Source organism: Bacillus sp. FSL K6-6038 (genome assembly GCF_038050455.1).
GTDB lineage: Bacteria > Bacillota > Bacilli > Bacillales > Bacillaceae_G > Bacillus_A > Bacillus_A pseudomycoides.
This window is the reverse complement of the sequence record NZ_JBBOUH010000001.1, coordinates 619,793-639,619: the sequence shown is the minus strand read 5'-3', so window position 1 is coordinate 639,619 and position 19,827 is coordinate 619,793. Positions and strand designations below refer to the sequence as shown.

The 19,827-nt window shown below is 36.0% G+C and carries 16 protein-coding genes; 6 read left to right on the top strand and 10 right to left on the bottom strand.

Annotated features, from left to right (window positions below):
* Nucleotides 1–64 precede the first annotated feature (64 nt).
* The 5 genes from NSQ40_RS03250 to treR all read right to left on the bottom strand — a co-directional run bounded on the left by NSQ40_RS03250 (nucleotide 65) and on the right by treR (nucleotide 7,036).
* Nucleotides 65–1,525, bottom strand: a complete 1,461-nt coding sequence (locus NSQ40_RS03250) for an alanine/glycine:cation symporter family protein (RefSeq protein WP_098187807.1) — start codon at nucleotides 1,523–1,525, stop codon at nucleotides 65–67.
* A gap of 164 nt (nucleotides 1,526–1,689) precedes the next feature.
* Nucleotides 1,690–2,661, bottom strand: a complete 972-nt coding sequence (locus NSQ40_RS03245; protein WP_003205891.1) for a phosphotransferase enzyme family protein — start codon at nucleotides 2,659–2,661, stop codon at nucleotides 1,690–1,692.
* A 401-nt stretch (nucleotides 2,662–3,062) separates the two neighbouring features.
* Nucleotides 3,063–4,724 carry an alpha,alpha-phosphotrehalase gene (gene treC, locus NSQ40_RS03240; protein WP_003195235.1) on the bottom strand — a complete coding sequence of 554 codons (1,662 nt, stop codon included), beginning with the start codon at nucleotides 4,722–4,724 and terminating at the stop codon, nucleotides 3,063–3,065.
* Nucleotides 4,725–4,737: 13 nt separating this feature from the next.
* A complete protein-coding gene (gene treP / locus NSQ40_RS03235; RefSeq protein WP_003195237.1) occupies nucleotides 4,738–6,165 on the bottom strand; it encodes a PTS system trehalose-specific EIIBC component in 1,428 nt (475 codons plus the stop codon).
* 160 nt (nucleotides 6,166–6,325) lie between these two features.
* Nucleotides 6,326–7,036: a trehalose operon repressor gene (gene treR, locus NSQ40_RS03230; RefSeq protein ID WP_006093523.1), complete on the bottom strand. Its 711-nt coding sequence runs from the start codon at nucleotides 7,034–7,036 to the stop codon at nucleotides 6,326–6,328.
* A 454-nt stretch (nucleotides 7,037–7,490) separates the two neighbouring features.
* Here treR and NSQ40_RS03225 point away from each other — a divergent pair, with 454 nt between their 5' ends.
* Nucleotides 7,491–8,915: an amino acid permease gene (locus tag NSQ40_RS03225; protein ID WP_098187806.1), complete on the top strand. Its 1,425-nt coding sequence runs from the start codon at nucleotides 7,491–7,493 to the stop codon at nucleotides 8,913–8,915.
* A 218-nt stretch (nucleotides 8,916–9,133) separates the two neighbouring features.
* Here the strand turns inward: NSQ40_RS03225 and NSQ40_RS03220 are convergent, their stop codons facing one another.
* Together NSQ40_RS03220 and NSQ40_RS03215 are read right to left on the bottom strand one after the other, a co-directional pair.
* Complete coding sequence (locus NSQ40_RS03220; RefSeq protein WP_224795982.1) at nucleotides 9,134–9,898, bottom strand: C39 family peptidase; 765 nt, start codon at nucleotides 9,896–9,898, stop codon at nucleotides 9,134–9,136.
* 153 nt (nucleotides 9,899–10,051) lie between these two features.
* Nucleotides 10,052–10,372, bottom strand: coding sequence for a hypothetical protein (locus NSQ40_RS03215; protein WP_098187805.1), 321 nt, complete (start codon nucleotides 10,370–10,372; stop codon nucleotides 10,052–10,054).
* Nucleotides 10,373–10,822: 450 nt separating this feature from the next.
* Between NSQ40_RS03215 and NSQ40_RS03210 the strand changes: the two genes are divergently transcribed.
* The 4 genes from NSQ40_RS03210 to NSQ40_RS03195 all read left to right on the top strand — a co-directional run bounded on the left by NSQ40_RS03210 (nucleotide 10,823) and on the right by NSQ40_RS03195 (nucleotide 15,717).
* Nucleotides 10,823–12,352, top strand: a complete 1,530-nt coding sequence (locus tag NSQ40_RS03210) for a cardiolipin synthase (RefSeq protein WP_003195082.1) — start codon at nucleotides 10,823–10,825, stop codon at nucleotides 12,350–12,352.
* Between the two features lie 151 nt (nucleotides 12,353–12,503).
* Nucleotides 12,504–13,397 carry an ATP-binding protein gene (locus NSQ40_RS03205; RefSeq protein ID WP_098716080.1) on the top strand — a complete coding sequence of 298 codons (894 nt, stop codon included), beginning with the start codon at nucleotides 12,504–12,506 and terminating at the stop codon, nucleotides 13,395–13,397.
* A gap of 3 nt (nucleotides 13,398–13,400) precedes the next feature.
* Nucleotides 13,401–15,284, top strand: coding sequence for a vWA domain-containing protein (locus NSQ40_RS03200; RefSeq protein ID WP_003195086.1), 1,884 nt, complete (start codon nucleotides 13,401–13,403; stop codon nucleotides 15,282–15,284).
* 154 nt (nucleotides 15,285–15,438) lie between these two features.
* A complete protein-coding gene (locus tag NSQ40_RS03195) occupies nucleotides 15,439–15,717 on the top strand; it encodes a hypothetical protein (protein ID WP_003195088.1) in 279 nt (92 codons plus the stop codon).
* Between the two features lie 86 nt (nucleotides 15,718–15,803).
* Here the strand turns inward: NSQ40_RS03195 and NSQ40_RS03190 are convergent, their stop codons facing one another.
* Nucleotides 15,804–16,778 (bottom strand): L-threonine 3-dehydrogenase, encoded by a 975-nt coding sequence (locus NSQ40_RS03190; RefSeq protein WP_003205847.1) that lies wholly within the window; start codon nucleotides 16,776–16,778, stop codon nucleotides 15,804–15,806.
* Between the two features lie 35 nt (nucleotides 16,779–16,813).
* Nucleotides 16,814–18,004, bottom strand: coding sequence for a glycine C-acetyltransferase (locus tag NSQ40_RS03185; protein ID WP_258248437.1), 1,191 nt, complete (start codon nucleotides 18,002–18,004; stop codon nucleotides 16,814–16,816).
* A gap of 214 nt (nucleotides 18,005–18,218) precedes the next feature.
* On the opposite strand from NSQ40_RS03185, the gene NSQ40_RS03180 reads away from it, so the two are divergent.
* A complete protein-coding gene (locus tag NSQ40_RS03180) occupies nucleotides 18,219–18,950 on the top strand; it encodes a class I SAM-dependent DNA methyltransferase (RefSeq protein WP_258248435.1) in 732 nt (243 codons plus the stop codon).
* Between the two features lie 15 nt (nucleotides 18,951–18,965).
* Here the strand turns inward: NSQ40_RS03180 and NSQ40_RS03175 are convergent, their stop codons facing one another.
* Nucleotides 18,966–19,805, bottom strand: a complete 840-nt coding sequence (locus NSQ40_RS03175; RefSeq protein ID WP_003195096.1) for an ABC transporter ATP-binding protein — start codon at nucleotides 19,803–19,805, stop codon at nucleotides 18,966–18,968.
* Nucleotides 19,806–19,827 lie beyond the last annotated feature (22 nt).

Genomic DNA, 19,827 nt, shown 5'->3' with positions numbered 1-19,827 from the left:
AATTCCCATTATTTGAACAATAACGAGCAGATATACTGCCCGTTATTGTTCTACAAGTACCTTATTATGACACTTCTTCTTTCTTATCTTTTCCGTATTCATGCTCCCAAAAATCAGCATTTTTGATTCCTAGCTCCTTTGGATCAAATACAGGATCTTTCCCTTCTTTTTTCTGCTTTTCATAGTCTTTCAGTGCTAGCAGTGCCGGTTTTTGTAAAAGTAAGATTGCAATGATATTGACCCATGCCATAATCCCTACACCGATATCACCAAGAGCCCAAGCAGTTGCTGCTGTTTTGACACAGCCGTAAAATACAACGCCTAAGAAAACAATTTTTAAAACAAGTGACATCCATGGACGATCTTTATCACGATTTAAATAAGTAATATTCGTTTCTGCAATGTAGTAGTACGCCATAATCGTTGTAAAAGCAAAGAATAATAGGGAAATTGCAACGAAACCGTTTCCAAATCCAGGAAATACAGATTCAACTGCTGCCTGTGTGTACCCTGGTCCTGGTTCTGCACCATTCAATTTATTTACAATGAAATTTTTTCCGCTTGCATCAAATACGTTATACATGCCTGTAATAATCATCATAAATGCTGTTGCTGAACAAACAAATAATGTATCAATGTAAACGGAAAATGCTTGCACAAGGCCTTGCTTTGCTGGATGAGATACTTCAGCAGCAGCAGCAGCATGTGGCCCAGTTCCTTGACCTGCTTCATTCGAATAAATACCACGTTTTACTCCCCAAGAAATTGCTAAACCGATAATCCCTCCAAAAGCAGCTTCTAATGCAAATGCACTTTTTATAATTAACATAAATGCTTCAGGCAACTTTTCAATATTCATAAACACAATTACGCAAGCAACAAGTATATATCCAACCGCCATAAATGGCACAACAACCTGTGCTACGTTAACGATACGCTTAACCCCACCAAAAATAATAAGTGCTAATACAACAACTAATACTGCTCCTGATACAGATGTATTAATACCAAAAGCTGTTTCCAAACTCAAGGCAATACTATTCGCTTGCACACCTGGGAGTAACATTCCTGTTGCAAGAATGGTTGCAGCGACAAACACGAGTGCATACCACTTAACCCCTAATCCCTTTTCAATATAGTAAGCCGGGCCACCGCGGAATTGACCTTGATGCTTCGTCTTGTATATTTGAGCAAGTGTCGATTCCACATAAGCAGATCCTGCCCCTAAAAATGCTACAGCCCACATCCAAAAGACAGCTCCCGGACCACCAAATGCAACCGCTGTTGCTACACCAGCAATATTCCCTGTTCCAACGCGCCCAGATAAAGAAAGTGCTAACGCTTGGAAAGAAGAAACACCTGCTTCTGATTTTTCTCCTTGAAATGTAAGTCTCACCATTTCACCTGCATGCCTAATTTGTAAAAATCTCGTTCGAATTGAAAAATATAAACCTACTCCTAAACATAAATAAACAAGTGCGGGACTCCATACAATATTATTTAGCCAAGTAACGAAAGCTTCCAATCCATTCCCCCTCCTTTTCACTTTATAAAGAATATTCAGAATATATAAAAATTATAAAGGTATCTAAAGTCTATGACAATATTATTTTGATAAAACAAACATATTTTTGTATAAAAAAACAAAGTATATATTCGATCTATATACTTTGTTACGTTGCATGTGTATTATATATTCACAATTGCTTCCTGCTTTATAATTCTTACATAAATGGCATCTGCTAGTTTTTGAAAATGTACTGGCATTTCTTTTCCTTTGAATTTTTTCTGAATCGTACCATACAAACCAATATCACGAAGTCGTAAAAATAGTGGTAGCGATTCATACCAACTTTCCTCTAATTGATGTTCTAACTCGTATCCTTTTCGTAATACTTGCAGTTGTTTACGTGCAAACAATGTTTTCTCTTGTTCAGTCCATGCGGTTGAAAGAACGGAATAATAGATAACCATCGCCAAATCATGAATAAAGTAATTATAAGTCGCGTCATCAAAATCAAAAATCGTTAGCTCTTTCCCATCATAATGAAAATTCCCTTGATGAATATCACCATGCATAAGACCAAACGTTCTTTTTTCCATTGGAAGGGCCTTTATCTCTTCCATTAATATATAAGCTATATTTTGCACCTTTTCGTCATCTAACTCATCAATAATTGCTTTTTCTTCTACTTCCCACGTATCTCGATATTTCGTTTTTGGATAATCAATTGTAAGACGATGAAGTTGACCAATTGCTTTTCCCCATGCTTCAAAAAGGGGATCGCCCCAATAAATAGATGTTTCGCCCTTTACTCTTTCACCCGTTGCATAGGTAAAAAGAGAAACATAAAAAAATGTTCCATCTACTGCTTGTATTACTTCTACAAGTTTTTTAGATTTTGAATAATATGGCGCTGCAACCTTAGCTCCGTTCTCTGCAAGATACCGTAAAAAATCTAATTCTGCTTCTACTTGCTTTTCAGATCGATGTGAAGAGTGCGTTAATCTTAATACGTAAGATACTCCGCTTTCATCCTTTGCATGAAAAATATAATTTTCAAAATCACCTAGCGGATTTTCTTCAACTGTAACATTAAATCTTCTTGCAGCTTCTTCTAAAATTTTATTGGTAAAAACTCGTTCTACAGCTATTTCCATATGTAGCCCCTCCTTTATGTATCTCTATATTAAATTTACCATAAATATGGAAAATACTTCTATGAATATAATTAAAAAACTCTGCCTCTACCTAGAAATAGAATCTACATCTTTCAAAACGGTCCCTTCTTTCTTGTAGAAAATATATTTCCTCTATTATCCAACAAAAAAACGGAACTGGTAAAATGGAAGAACTTCCACTAGCCAATCACCGGCTGTGTACTAGGCCTAAAAAGGCAAGACACAATACTAGTATAAATCACATTCCATAAATTCCCTATTCATCAAATGATGTAATTGTACATACCATTGGACATAACCTTTATAGTACAAAAAATATATAGTGGTGTTTTAAATCAAAAAGAGGTTGTATGTTATAAACATACAACCTCTTTTTTCAATCATTTAGTAAGTCGATACACAATGGATTCATACGGTCTAAGGATAAGCTTTCTAATATCTTCACCAGAATCCTCATAATTTGATAATAATACTTCTTGCTTCATTCCAGTTAACTGAACCTCATCTGGTACGGAATATGTGATTGTTTCCCCATAAAAATTATTTACAACCAACAATACTTCATTATCTAGCGTGCGTGTATACGCCCAAATATTTGGATGCTCTATATCTAAAACTGCATATTTACCTTCTGTAAGAACGTCATATGTTTTTCTAAGTTCAATTAGCTTTTTATAATGATAGAACACAGACTCTTTATCCTGTAGCGCTTTTTCCACATTTATTTCTTTTGCATTCTCCGCAACTGAAATCCAAGGTGTACTTGTTGTAAAACCACCATTCACTTCTCCATTCCACTGCATAGGCGTGCGCGAATTATCACGAGATTTTTGTTTCAGGATACCTATAATTTCTTCACCTGACATCCCTTGCGCCTTCTTCATCTTATAAATATTTAAAGATTCTACGTCACGATACTTACTAATATCATCAAAGTCCGGATTCGTCATCCCAATTTCTTCACCTTGATAAATATAAGGTGTCCCCTGTAACATATGCATCGCTGTTGCTAACATTTTTGCAGATTCATTTCGGTGCCGTTTATCATCACCAAAGCGAGAAACAATACGTGGTTGATCATGATTACACCAAAATAATGCATTCCAGCCGCCACCCTCTTGCATCTCGGTTTGCCACTTCGACATGATTTCTTTTAATTTCACAAAATCAAAATCCGCTTTCGTCCACTTGTCACCATTTGGATAATCTACTTTTAAATGGTGAAAGCTAAATGTCATACTTAATTCCTTCCGCTCTGGATTCGAATACTTGACACAATTCTCAATTGTCGTAGATGACATCTCTCCGACTGTAATCACATCTTTTCCTTCAAACACTTCACGATTCATCTCTTGTAAATATTCATGAACACGCGGTCCATCTGTATAATATTTACGTCCGTCGCTTGTAGCCGATGTTCCTTCATCATCTAAAAAATGCTGTTCTTTTGAAATTAAGTTAATGACATCCAGCCTGAATCCTCTAACACCTTTTTCAAGCCAAAAACGCATCATGTCGTATACTTCTTCTCGAAGTTTTTCATTTTCCCAATTTAAATCAGCTTGTGTTTTATCAAATAGATGTAAATAATATTGCCCTGTCTCTTCATCATATTCCCAAGCCGAACCGCCAAATTTAGATTGCCAATTATTCTTTTCATCACGCCATATATAAAAATCACGGTACGGGCTATTTTTATCTTCACTCGCTTCTTTGAACCATTTATGCTCCGTTGAGCTATGATTTACAACGATATCAAGCATAATATCAATCTCACGTTTTTTCGCTTCTGCTAGTAGCTCTTCAAATTCCTCCATCGTTCCATAAGACGGATCAATAGAATAATAATCACTTACATCATAGCCATTATCATTTTGCGGTGATTGGTATACCGGTGTTAACCAAATGTAATCCACTCCGAGTTCTTTTAAATAATCTAGTTTCTCTGTGACCCCTTTTATGTCACCGGTCTCTGTGTTGTAGTAACTATTAAAGCTTTTCGGATAAATTTGATAGACAACGCTTTTATGCCAATCTTTCATACTAAACTGCCTCCTACTTCTGTTTTACTCGTTTTGCAAATAACCATGTTAAAACAAATGGTACCACTACTGCGATTATCATCCCAACAACGAACATTAGAATCGATTTCGGAATGATAGAAATAAATGCTGGTAACCCACCAATTCCAATCGCTGGTGCTAATACACCATTTAACGTGATAAATACTGCTGCAATTGCCGATCCCGTAATAGCTGCATAAAACGGAAATTTATTTCGTAAGTTTACGCCAAACATCGCTGGCTCCGTAATACCGAAGTACGCCGAAATCGCTGATGTAGACGCCATACTTTTATCATTTTGATTTTTGGAAATCCAAAACATTGCAAGCGCTGCACTACCTTGCGCAATGTTAGAAAGTGCAATCATTGGCCAAATAAATGTACCACCATTTTGCGAAATTAACTGTAAATCAATCGCAATAAACATATGATGCATACCTGTAATGACTAACGGTGCATACAATGCGCCAAATAATACTGCCCCCAAAGCAGGAACTGTTTCATATACACCAACTAAACCAGCTGTTAATAAATCGCCGATATGACGTGTAACTGGACCAATGACTCCTAACGCTAATACACCAGTTACAACAATTGTTGTAATCGGAACAACTAATAATTGAATCGCATTTGGCACACGTTTTTTCAGGAAAATCTCAACTTTACTTAAGACAAATGCCGCTACTAAAATCGGTAAAATTTGTCCTTGATAACCTACTTTTTCAATTTGGAACAATCCTAAAATATTGAAGTACTCAATTTTTTGTCCCTCTAGCCCTGCAGCTGCTTTTCCATAATTCCATGCATTTAATAAATCAGGATGTACTAACATAAGTCCCATTACGATACCAAGTATCGGACTGCCGCCAAAACGTTTCGTTGCTGACCAGCCAACAAGTGCTGGTAAGAATACGAATGCCGTATTGGCCATCATATTAATTAAATCCCACAGTCCCCCTAAGTTTGGGTATACTTCTAATAAATTTTTGCCATCAAAAAATAAATCCTTTGCACCTAATAAGTTATTAATTCCCATTAATAAACCAGCTGTTATAATCGCCGGTAAAATCGGCATAAATACGTCAGAAAATACTTTTACAAACTTTTGAAGCGGATTTAATTTTTGATTCCCTGAATCTTTTACATCTGCTACCGTGGATTCTTTCATATCTGCAAGCGTTATCAATTCAGCGTATACGCGATCTACATCTCCTGGACCAATAACGATTTGAAATACCCCAGCGTTATGAAACGCACCTTTTACTAAAGAAATCGATTGCAGTTTTTCGCTATCTATTTTACTTTCATCCTTCAAAGCGATGCGTAGTCTTGTTACACAGTGCGCTGCTTGTTCAATATTTTCTTTCCCACCAATATATTGCAGCACTTCTTCTGCTGTCTTACGATAATCCTTCCCCATATTCCGTCCCTCTTTTCTTTTTTTGATACCGTTTACAAATACATATTAACTCGTATATATAAGTTAGTCAACACTCGTATATACGAGTTGGTGAGATTTTTTTCATTTGTTCTCAAAATATACAAAATAAAGAGATGAAACACTGCACTGTTTCATCTCTTTATTTTCTCCGCGCCACATCAGAAAAATGAAAAATATCTAAACGGTGACGTGATTCTGTATATTCAAATTGACTACCATCATAAAGATGCGTAAAGTTTTTTACAACAACAACATAATCTGTTCCATTCAAATCCAAATAATTCCGATCATCATCTGTACAAGGTTGCACTTCAATAACACGCTGTGCATAACTAATATGTAATCCTAATTCCTTCTCAATGTATTTATAAATCGATTTCTCAGCAATTTCTTTCGTTAATCCCGGAATATGTTCAGATACGAAATAGTTTACATCTAGAATCACGTTTTCCCCATCAATATTTCGAACACGTTTAATATGATCTACCTTCGTTTTCGTCTTTACATTTAATAATTTAGCCATTTCTTTCGGTACTAACAATTGTTCCATCTCTACAACACTTGTTATACATTGGCGCCCTAAACGTTCATTTTCCTCTTGAAAACTCACAATACCACCAAAGTTAAATTCAATATTTTTTCGCTTTAAAACAAAAACGCCTTTGCCATGTATTTTCTGTACATATCCACGTTCCTGTAATAAATCGACTGCTTTCCTTACCGTCCCTCTACTTGCTTCATACTGCTTCATCAATTCTGTTTCAGATGGGATTTTACATCCCTCTTTTAATTTACGATTATCAATCGAATCACTTATCTCCGTATAGATCTGTTCATACTTACTCATCATTTTGAATAACCCCTTGTCACCTTCTATTTCTACTTGTATTATAGCATGACAGAAAATCATTCCAATCTCTCACTTATTTTCCAATACAAGAAAGTATATATAAATATTTAGTCATCAATCCGCATTTTTATAAATTTTTTTCATATTTTTCTTTTCATTCTAAAAAACATGTAGTATACTAACTTCAAAATCAGAGGAGAAAGGGAGCAAAGAACTATGCTTACAAATAATACAACTGTAGTTACATTTGCACAAAAACATCATCATCATACGTAAACCCTTGAAACCTAGCGGAAAAATTCACGCGTAGGTACAAGGGTTATTCCCATTGTACCTACGCTTTGGCAAAGAGCCATGTAGGTATTTTTTATCTACATGGCTCTTTTTTATTTTCAAAAAACGTTAGTAAAAAGATGATGAATAAGCAAAACTACTACAAAGGAGATAGACAAACATGGAAACGAAAAAATGGGGTTTATGGATTTTAACAGCATTTGTTGTGGGAAATATGGTTGGCGGTGGCGTATTTATGCTCCCAGCAAATTTAGCGCAAGTATCAGGTCCAATGGGATCGACGCTTGCATGGACAATTACAGGACTTGGTGTATTTATGATTGCACTTGTATTCGGAAACCTTGCAGTGCGTAAACCGGAGTTAAAAGCTGGCCCACAAAGTTATGCACAAGCAATGTTTACCTCTCAAAAGGCAGGTAAAGTTGCTGGATATAGCATGGCATGGGGATACTGGGCTGCTAACTGGGCTGCAACTGCTTCTGTTATTATTTCCTTTGCAGGATATTTGTCTACATTCTTCCCAGTTTTACAAAGTAAGCAAGTTCTTTTTTCACTAAACGGGTTTTCATTAGAACTTGGAAAAGGTTTAACATTTGCTGTATGTAGCATCATGCTATGGGGAATTCAATGTATCCTTTCTCAAAACATCGATAGAGCGGGCAACATGAATCTCCTTGCAACGATTGCAAAGATTATCGGATTTACAATGTTCATCGTCATTACATTATTTATTTTTAACGCCTCTAATTTTGGTGATGGCCAAACATTTATGAATGAGGCTGGACAATCGATTCCATTAGGCGGACAAATAAATGCTGCTGCTATTGCAACTCTTTGGGCATTTATAGGAATTGAGTCAGCAGTTATGCTGTCTAATCGCGCAAAATCACAGCGTGATGTGAAAAAAGCAACGATCTTTGGATTAATTATTGCACTTCTTATTTACATGGCAATTACCCTACTCACAATGGGTGCTCTTCCGCAAGATGCTTTAAAAGAATCACAAAAACCATTGGTGGATGCATTAAACCTAGCAATTGGTAATAAAGGTGCTTACATTATGGCACTACTTGCACTTGTATCATTATTCGGATCTACTGTAGGGTGGATTGTTGTTAGTTCAGAAGTACCTTATCAAGCAGCGAAGAATGGACTTTTCCCTAAGTTTTTTGGAAGAACAAATAAAAAAGGAAGCCCTTCAAAATCATTGCTTGTTACAAATATTATGACTCAAATTTTCTTATTTTCAACAATCTCTGGCACTGTTTCAGAAGCATATAATTTTGCCATAGTTGTTGCAACTTTAGCCTATTTAATTCCATACCTTGTTTCTACCTTGTATCAATTAAAACTAGTTGTTACAGGAGAAACATATGATATAACACCAGGATCTCGAGTAAAAGATGGAATCATTACCTTACTTGCATTTCTATATTCCATTTGGGTTATTAAAACTGGAACAGCTGATTTGAAAACATTTTTCTTAGGAATTGGATTATTTGTATTAGGACTCGTCCTCTATCCAATTCTGATGAAAAATTCATCTACTTCTGCTTCAGAACAACCTAATAATAAAGCTAGTTAATACAATAAGAAGCTGTGAGCTACATTCCAAACATACTGGATTGTTCCCCACAGCTTCTTGTATTCCTAAGAAACTTTCAACTAATTAGTTTTATGTTGTTTCACATGAAACTCTTTTTATACTATTGAACTCCCCCTCATCTTCACTTCGTTTAGAGGAGGGGCTTCTCGATTAAAATGATAAAACAACAAAACTTGAACCTAAATAGTAAAATAAGATTACCTAAGCTCCTTTTTATAACTAATCGCTTGCTTCCCCATCTGCTCCCAAGCTGTTTGAAATTCATTTTTTGAAATGGCAATATGTGGTTCTGTTCCAAGAGGATTATGAAAATATACTTTTTCTTTATCATATCCGGTTACGATTACACTATGCTCGTAGTACGTAATACGAACTATTCCTTGTGGCGTTTCCCAATTGCGAAAATGACCATCGGAAAGACGCCGAAAAGTAGAATTTGTAATTACTAAAACTGGTATCCCAGAACGAATTTGCGTATAAATGCTCTCTATATCTTTTCCCGTCAATTCAATTGCTCGCTCTCCTAAATATCGCTGTGCCAATTTATAAATTGGCTTATGATATGCACCATATCCAGGGGAAGAATACGTATATATATCCCCAACAAACCCCTCGTTTGGATGCCCGTGCTTATTTCCAATCCAAAATGGAACTTTATGTATTTCTTTTGCTAGCTTCATTTTATCTACTTTAATATTTGCTGACTGGAGTAGCATCGCCAAACTCGTTACTTCACAACCTCTTTTTAATTCAGGTAGCTGTCTAATAAACGGAACATGCGACAAGACAATTTTCTCTGGTAACGGTTTTGCCGTTTCTTGTTTCACTTGTTGTATCTTATATTTTCTTACTTTCTGATCCATTTTTACTGTGGGAGAAAGCTTCTTACTCGCTGGGGAACAACCTCCAAATAGTAATGTAACAACAAAAAGTAGTTTATACAATTGCACATATTTTTGCATATATATGACTCTAACTCCATTTCATATTAAAATAATTCTTTTCTATTGTGTACGATTACAAATAAAATCCCATTGTTATTTTTTCCCGTATCACATATCGTTCATTGAATACAAAAAAGCAGACCAAAACAGTCTGCTTTTTGTATTTATTTATTAATAAGCCCCATATGGATATTGTGTTGGGTATGGTGCAGGGTACGGCATTGGATATGACGCTGTATATGCAACTGGATACGGCGCCGGATAATAGCCTCCGCCACTTGTTAATGCTCCAGCTGTCAGTCCTCCTAATACCCCCCCGGCAAAACTACCTGGAAAAAATGTACCTCCTCCCCACCCCCAGCTACCTCCGCCACCAGAATGACCATGGTGGTGATGATCGTGATGTCCGCCATGATGGTGTCCACCATGATAATGCCCACCATGATGATGCCCACCGTGATTGTGTCCGCCGTGATTGCGCATCTCGTTCATTTTCTTACCTCCTTTATACCTTATTTATTATCACCATATGCAGGACAACCGCGGAAAGCGTGGGCACCTCTTATTCTGACACATTCATCAATATGTGCTGTATAAATAACCCGGATAGTACGTATAATCCTGATAACCTATATAGTATGGGTAATCAGAGTAATATGGATAACCAAAAGCAGGGTTAAGTAAAGCACCAACTAAAACCCGGAAAAAAATCCGCCGACATGACCAAACCCACCAAACGGACGACTTACTCCGTTCATATCATTCACACTCCTTTTTATATAAAAAATGGAACAATATACCTTATGTGGGACAAATGCGGAAGGCATGGGAAAAATGTCTAGATTGGTACAAAAAAATAAAACGTTTTATAATAGAAATGTTAGATTACAGCTTCCATATAAGAATCCTATATTTAAGAAAGAATAGGTGAGATTTATACAGATGAAAAATCCTATCGTTCAATTATTATTTGTATTTACACTTGTATCTATCGTACTTTTCCTTTTAGATACGTCCATTATTTCACTATACACCTTCGTTGGTGCTTTATGGTCTATCACAATTGTAGGAATTTCTTTCGTTATTTTTATTGAAAACCGTTCCCCACAAAGCACATTAGCATGGTTTTTAGTATTGGCTCTTCTTCCTGTTGTCGGTGTACTTTTATACTCTATTTTTGGCCGAAGTCGCTGGAGAAGAAAAAAACATCTTCATCGTTCAGAAGAGCAGCGAAAATTATTCCGTGAAATTTTAGAAGGAAGGCAGCTAGATGTATCATCTATTTCTTCATTAAGTGAACACTCTATGCATTTAACAAAAGTGGTACAAAAGTTTGGAGGTGGCCCTGTCGCCGATGCAACAACCACAAAACTTTTAACTAACGGTGAACAAACATTTCCAGAAATTTTACAAGCGATTGAACATGCAAAACACCATATACATATTCAATACTACATTTATCGAGCAGATGAAATTGGTACACAAATTCGAGACGCTTTAATAAAAAAAGCAAATTCCGGTGTAATTGTACGGTTCCTTTATGATGGACTCGGAAGCAATACGTTGCGAAAACGCTTCTTACAGCCTATGAAAGATGCAGGAATTGAAATTGTGGAATTCGATCCTATATTTTCAGCGTGGCTACTTGAAACAGTCAATTATCGTAACCATCGTAAAATCATCATTATCGACGGAGAAATTGGTTTTACCGGAGGGCTCAACGTTGGTGATGAGTATCTTGGTCGTTCTAAAAAATTCCCAATTTGGCGTGACAGTCACTTACGAATAGAAGGGAAAGCATTATACAAATTACAAGCAATATTTCTTGAGGATTGGCTCTATGCCTCTAGTGGTTTAAATACTTATTCTTGGGATCAATTTATGAATACAAAATACTTTCCAGGTAAAGAAAATTCTCATGCAGAAGGTGCTGTTCAAATTGTAGCAAGTGGACCAAGTTCAGATGATACAAGCATTCGCAATACTTTACTTGCTGTTATAGCTTCTGCTAAGAAATCAATTTGGATTGCGACACCCTACTTCATTCCGGATCAAGAAACATTAACATTACTTCGTTTAAGTGCACTGGCTGGAATAGATGTCCGCATTCTATATCCAGGTAAGAGCGATAGCATCATTAGTGATCAAGCATCTCAATCATACTTTACACCACTCCTAAAAGCAGGAGCTTCAATTTACAGCTATAAAGATGGTTTTATGCACGCTAAAATTGTACTTGTTGATAATACAATTGCAACAATTGGCACGGCAAATATGGATGTCCGCAGCTTTGAACTAAATTATGAAATCATTAGCGTACTTTATGAATCCAAGACAGTTCTTGATATTAAACATGATTTTGAAGAAGATTTTAACCATTCAACTGAAATTAGATGGAAATCATTCCAAAAAAGAAGTATTAAAAAACGAATACTAGAATCTCTAATGCGTCTAATTTCCCCTTTATTATAATTACAAAAAAGTAATCAAAGTCATTTTGGTTACTTTTTTCTTTTATTATGGTACATTCTTCTCTCTCTCCTTTTCTTTGCATACCATATTAAAACAAGTTATCATAAGATGTATTGTTTACTTTATGAAAATAATGTTAGGTGGGAAATACATGTTAGAACAATTTCATATACATGCTGATTTAAAGCAGCGACTGGCAACAATTCACGAAAAAAACAAACAAGCAGCTGGTGAAAATGGACATTTAATCGGTACAAAAATGTACAAAGCATCGGATAATAGCATTATTGAAGATGCAATTACAGCACTTCTGCTTGGTAAAAATATTCTACTGAAGGGACCAACCGGAAGCGGAAAAACAGTCCTTGCAGAAACTCTATCTTCCTTATTCCAAAAACCAATGCACAGTATTAACTGTTCGGTTGATTTAGATGTGGAAGGTATTTTAGGATACAATACATTAAAAACAAAAGACGGGGCATCTGAAGTTTCCTTCGTTGACGGTCCTCTTATGAAAGCAATGAAAAATGGGCATTTCCTATATATCGATGAAATTAATATGGCAAAACCTGAAACACTTCCACTTCTTCACGGTGCATTGGATTACCGTAAAATGATTACAAATCCATTTACACAGCAAGTTGTATATGGTGATGAAGAATATCGTGTAATTGCTGCAATCAACGAAGGTTATGTTGGAACAAGTGAATTAAATGAAGCATTAAAAAACCGTTTTGTTATCATTGAAGTTCCTTATATTCAAGGCGATATATTAAAACAACTATTATTATCTGAATCAAAATTGAAAGACATTGCAACAATTGAAAAGTTTGTGGCATTCGCAAGTGACCTCATGCCACTTGCTCGTGATGGACGTGTAAGTGAAGAAGCAGCAAGTATTCGTGGTATTATCGATGCATGTGATTTAGGCGTATATATCCCTGTTATGCGTGCGATTGAGCGAAGCATCATCGCGAAATTAAATGATGAAACAGAACAAATGACTGTCCGTGAATTAGCCGAAAGCTATTTCTTTGAGGGATAATTCATGAGACAAATTTTTAGTGACAAAAAAATTGATGCGTCGCTGTTTCTTCAAATGGAAAATTTAATGTATGCTCTTCTAAAAGAAGATGATGCTTACTTAGAGTATGGCTATAAAGCTTACTACGACGAAGTTGAAAAAAAGGTTGTCATCAGTCACTTTTGGGATGATCGCAAAGAAGAAGATACAGTAATCGGATTAAAAAGCGAAGTGTTTTTAAAAGCACTTGGCAATAAACATTACTCAGACATGAAGTTAATTCGCTCTTATGCGATCGAATTACAAGAGTCCCCTCTTAAAAAGTTTTTAACACAATTATTTGTTCTGTTAGAAGATTTACGAGTTGAAGAAATTGTAAAAAGCCTACGTCCTGGAACGAAACATATCTTTAGACGACGCAAGGAAATGTACCGAAATTATTTTGGCTCACAAAATGAAATAAATCGTGTTCGTAACTATCATGGAGATCGTCTATTTTGTCTATGCTATCTTTCACTAACAAGCGATAAATATGAAATGTTTAACAACGAATATTTTGAGCAATTTGAAGCTATTTTACATGAAGCATTCCAGGCTCGTAATACGGAAGATACAATGTATATTGTTGAAAAAATCCGTTATCGCTTAGAAGGTTTTCTTGAAAATGATATGATTAATAACTACTTTGGACATGCGCCACTCTATTTATCTGTTATTGCAGAAGAAAAAGATGGGCGCGTAGAAGATTTAGCAAATGATGATGTCCAAATCGTAGATGATGACGATAATAAGAGCAAAATTAATGAAAGCTTCTCTACATGGCATCGTGAAAATAAAAATAATGAAAATGAAAACTTCTTACGTTTTGAATTAGAAAGTGGTACGAAAACAAATATGATGGGCGATACGGCTCGTGAGTCTGAAGATGGTGATCAAGCACTCGGTTCAGTACAAGGTACTTCGCAAAAAAGTACACAGTCGAATTTTGATGGCGCTGATACTGAAGATGCGAGAGCTTCCCATGCTTCTAGTCAAAATGAGGGCATATACGGTAAATATAACGTTGGTGCGTCACATACATTTAAAGAAGCTCGTAAGCCAACCCCTGACGATAAGAAAGACTATCAAGCCATCAAGTCAGTCATTAATAAAGACGTAAAAGAATTAAAGAAAATTATTGAAAAAACGATTGAAAACAAAACAAACGCGAATAGCGATAAATACTACGGAAGACTTCGTAAAAAATTTCTACGTATTTATACAGAAAAGCAACCACGTATGTTTTATAAAAAAGGACAAGAATCACAAGAGCTTGATGTTGCCTTTCAGTTATTAGTGGACTGCTCTGGCTCTATGTATAATAAAATGGAAGAAACAAAGAAGAGTGTTGTTCTGTTCCATGAAGCATTAAAATCGTTAAAAATCCCTCATGCGATTAGTGGTTTTTGGGAAGATGCTTCTAGTGCAACACCAGAAGATAAGCCAAACGTAATTCATGAAGTTGTAACATACAAAAATTCAACGTTACCAAACGTTGGTCCAGAAATTATGCAGCTTCGTGAAGAGGAAGACAATCGGGATGGTTACATTATCCGCATCGTTTCTGAAAAGCTTGCAAAAAGGCAAGAGAAACACAAATTCCTGCTCGTCTTTACAGACGGTGAACCATCTGCATTAGACTATCAGCAAGACGGTATTTTAGATACACACGAAGCGGTTAAACTTGCTCGTAAAAGCGGTATGGAAGTCATCGGAATTTTCATCGAAGAAGGCGAAGCAAAAGAAGCAACATATCAATTAATGAAAAATATTTATAACCATCACTTTTTAGTGGCGAATCATGCTGAAGATTTACGCTTAAAGATTAAACCGTTATTGAAAAAATTATTACTGAAGACAATTGAATAGGAAACAGGAGCTGATTTTAGCTCCTGTTTTTTAGTTGAAATTTATCTAACGGTCGATATATTTGAAAAAGCGCTGATAAAAGGAAATGAAAAATTCATAGAAATCTTTTTGGGTATATTAAAGAAGAAGTCTACTATCAAATATACTTGAAAGGATGTTTCATTTGTCCCCAAAAAAGGATGAACAATATACAGATTTTACAGCTGCTGAAGCAAGACATCAATATGTCATTCCCGAAGAGTTTCCTGAGGGCCCTTACGGTTCTTCCACTAACAGAAAGTTAGGAAAATCGACTCCTTGGGAGAAAGATCAAAAAGCGCATAAAGCATTTAGCTACGAATATGAGAAACAATATGAAGAAACGGAACAACAATACCCTGAATCTAGCACCGAACCAGGAAGTCTAGATACGAATAAGGTAAAGTCTATATAACGAAAAAACTTATTTCTTCCCTAGACTATGTTTAGGTATGCTGACAAAAAGAGCCGATTCAAAAAATTGAATCGGCTCTTTTTTCATTAGCTAAGTACTAACTCAGCTTCTAATTTTTTTTTTAATTTAGCAAGCATATCAGCTGTCATTTTATCTAAATCATACTCCGCTTTAAAGCCCCACTCTTCTTTCGCTGCTGTTGCATCAATTGAGTTTGGCCAGCTGTTAGCAATGGTTTGACGAGCTGGATCCACAGCATAATCCATTGTAAACGTCGGAATATGCTTGCGAATTGCTGCTGCAATTTGTTCTGGCTCAAAGCTCATTGCGGTAATATTAAAAGCGTTACGATGTATCAACTTACTTGGATCTGCTTCCATTAATGAAACAATTGCTTGCAGTGCATCTGGCATATACATCATATCCATGTATGTGCCTTCCGCAATGTAAGAGGTGTAAGCACCTTTTTTAATTGCTTCATAATAAATTTCAACTGCATAGTCCGTCGTACCGCCTCCTGGAGGAGCCACATAAGAAATTAAACCTGGGAAACGGACCCCACGTGTATCAACACCAAATTTTTGATAATAGTAATCACATAACAATTCTCCTGCTACTTTGTTTACCCCATACATTGTAGTAGGACGCTGGATTGTATCTTGCGGTGTATTATCTTTTGGCGTTGTTGGACCAAACGCACCGATTGAACTTGGCGTGAAAAATTTACAGTTTAACTCACGTGCTGCTTCTAATGCATTTACGAGCCCACCCATATTTAAATTCCACGCAAATAACGGATTTTTTTCTGCAGTTGCTGAAAGTAAAGCTGCTAAATGAATAATTGTATCCACTTCATTCCGTTTCGCAATATCATGTAGTTTCTGACCATCAGTTACATCTAATGTTTCAAATGGACCAGATTTTACAACATCACTATCTGTTTCACGAATATCTGTCGCAATAACGTTTGATGCACCGTATACATCGCGAAGTTTCATTACAAGTTCAGAACCAATTTGCCCTAAAGAACCGGTTACTAGAATTTTTTTCATTTTCCCCACTCCTCATTTGCAAGCTTTCAAAAGATGTAATTGTGTTAAATGATTCCCATTTCTTTTCCCACTTTTTCATACTTACGAATTGCTTCATCAAGCATCTCTTTCGTATGCGCCGCTGTTGGCATGTTACGAACACGACCTGTTCCTTTTGCTACAGTTGGGAACACAATTGATTTTGCGTATATGCCTTCTTCATTTAAACGTTTACTAAACTCTTGTGTTAATACTTCATCGCCAATAATACAAGGTGTAATTGGTGTTTCACTTTCTCCAATGTTAAAGCCTAGCTCTTTTAAACCTTGTTTTAAATAATGGCCATTTTCCCATAAACGGTCATGTAGTTCTGTACTTTCCATTAAAATTTCAATAGACCTCATACAAGCCGCCGCATCCGCTGGTGTTAAAGCTGTTGAGAACAAGAATGGACGTGAACGAACTTTTAACCAATCAATTAAGTTTTGCTTCCCTGCTACATATCCTCCAATTACCCCAATTGCTTTTGATAATGTACCAATTTGGAAATCTACTTTATCAGAAAGGCCAAAATGTTTTACAGTCCCTGCACCTTGTCCAAGTACGCCTGAACCATGTGCATCATCTACATATGTCATTAAATCTAACTCTTCTGCAATCTCAACGATTTCTGGTAGTTTCGCAACATCACCATCCATTGAGAAAACGCCATCTGTAATAACCATTAATTTATTATAAAGACCGGATTCTTTCGCTTCGATTGCTTTTTTGCGTAAATCTTCCATATCAGAATGCTTATAAACGATAATTTTTGCTTTCGATAAGCGGCTACCGTCAATAATAGACGCGTGGTTTAATTCATCAGAAAGAATCGCATCATTTTTATCCATAACAGCTGAAATCGCTGCCATATTACAGTTAAATCCTGATTGATATGCAATCGCTGCTTCTGTATGTTTAAACTTTGCAATTGTTTCTTCTAATTTGATATGCAAATCAAGAGTACCATTAATTGTACGTACCGCCCCTGCACCAACACCATATTTATGAATTGCACCAATTGCTGCTTCTTGCAGACGATTGTCTGTTGCTAAACCAAGATAGTTATTTGAAGATAAGTTAATATATTCTTTCCCGCCAATTGTAATGATTGGTCCATTTGGACTTTCTAGCGGATCAATTACGTTATAAAGCCCCTTTGCTTTTAAATCCTCTAAATTTTCTTCTAAAAAGTTTGCGAGTGTTTTACTAGACATCGTGAAGCCTCCCTATCGTTCATGTAAGCGGATTATTATCTTAATAATGCTAATAATCCCTCTACTAGCTTAACACGTTTTCGAAATTTATTATAGAAAAATAGCTTAAAGAAAACGCTTACAACTTTTAATTATATAGGATTAAATACAAGAAATCTATGATTTACTTCAATTGTTTGATAGAATGAAAAAAATGTTTTTAGGAGCTGAGAAAATGGCATTTACAGAATCTGAAGTATATAATAACGATTCTTTTTTTGAACAGTACATGAAGCGTAGATATCGAAATGATAATCCAAATGATACAATCGAAAAACCAGCCTTATTGCAGCTCATTGGTGATGTGAAAGAAAAGACAATTCTTGATCTAGGATGTGGTGATGCCCAGTTCGGTGTAGAGTTATTACAAAAAGGTTGTTTATCCTATACCGGTATTGAAGGCTCTCACCTTATGTATACAGAAGCTATAAAACAACTAGAAAATAAAAATGGAATCGTCCATTTTATAAACCTTAAAGACTATACATATCCCTCTTCTACTTTTGACCTTGTTACAGCTAGACTCGCTCTGCACTATATTGAACATCTCGATATTATTTTTCAAAATGTTTATCAAACTTTAAAAAACGACGGCATCTTCACTTTTAGCGTTCAACATCCTGTTATTACTTCTTCATTCGAGAGTTTACAAACTAGCGGTAAGAGAACAAGTTGGCTTATCGACAATTATTTCAAAACTGGAGAGCGTATTGAACCATGGATTGAACAGGATGTCATTAAATATCACCGCACCATCGAACAATATTTTACACTCTTACAACAAGCTGGATTTACAATTACAGATTTACGAGAAGCAATACCAAAACGAAACCATTTTCAAAGCGAAGAAGAATATACACGCCGATTGCGTATTCCTCTTTTTCTCTTGTTTTCTTGTAAAAAATAAAAAAGCGATGAAATTTCATCGCTTTTTTATTTTCACTACCTGCGCTGCTTGTGGAAGTAAACATCTTCCTCTTCCCTGCGGAATACAAAGCGGCGTTCCAAATAACGGATCGGTTATGATTTGACAATCCATCCGAAATACATCACGAACTAATTTACAATCAACAATTTCTTCTGGTTTACCTTGCGCATAAATTTGTTTATCTTGAATGGCTACAATGTTGTCTGCATAGCGGCACGCTAAGTTTAAATCATGTAGTACCATAACGATTGTTCTTTGCTCTGTTTCATTTAATTCAAATAATAAATCTAGCACTTCAATTTGATGTGTCATGTCTAAGTATGTTGTCGGTTCATCTAACAGAATAATATCTGTATCTTGTGCAAGCGTCATAGCAATCCAAGCGCGCTGACGTTGTCCACCTGAAAGAGCATGAACATCACGTTCAACAAATTCCGTCATACCTGTTGCAGCAAGCGCTCTTTGTACCATTTCCTCATCTTTTTCTGACCATTGCTTCAGCCATGTTTGATATGGGTAACGTCCTTGTTTCACAAGTTGCAGTACAGTAAGTCCTTCTGGAGCTTGAGGTCCTTGTGGTAAAATTGCCATTTGACGCGCAATTTGCTTCGTTTGCATATTTTGAATTGCATTATCTTCTAATAAAATATCACCCGATGTCGGTTTTAATAAGCGAGCAAGCGAACGTAATAAAGTTGATTTTCCGCAGCCGTTAGAACCGATAAAAATCGTAATCTTTCCTTTTGGAATCTCTAGGTTTAACTCATTAATTATAGTTGTTTCACCGTAAGACAATGTTAACGATTTAGTCTCTAGTGCTTTTTGCATGTTCATCTTCCTTTACCCCGTTTTTTAT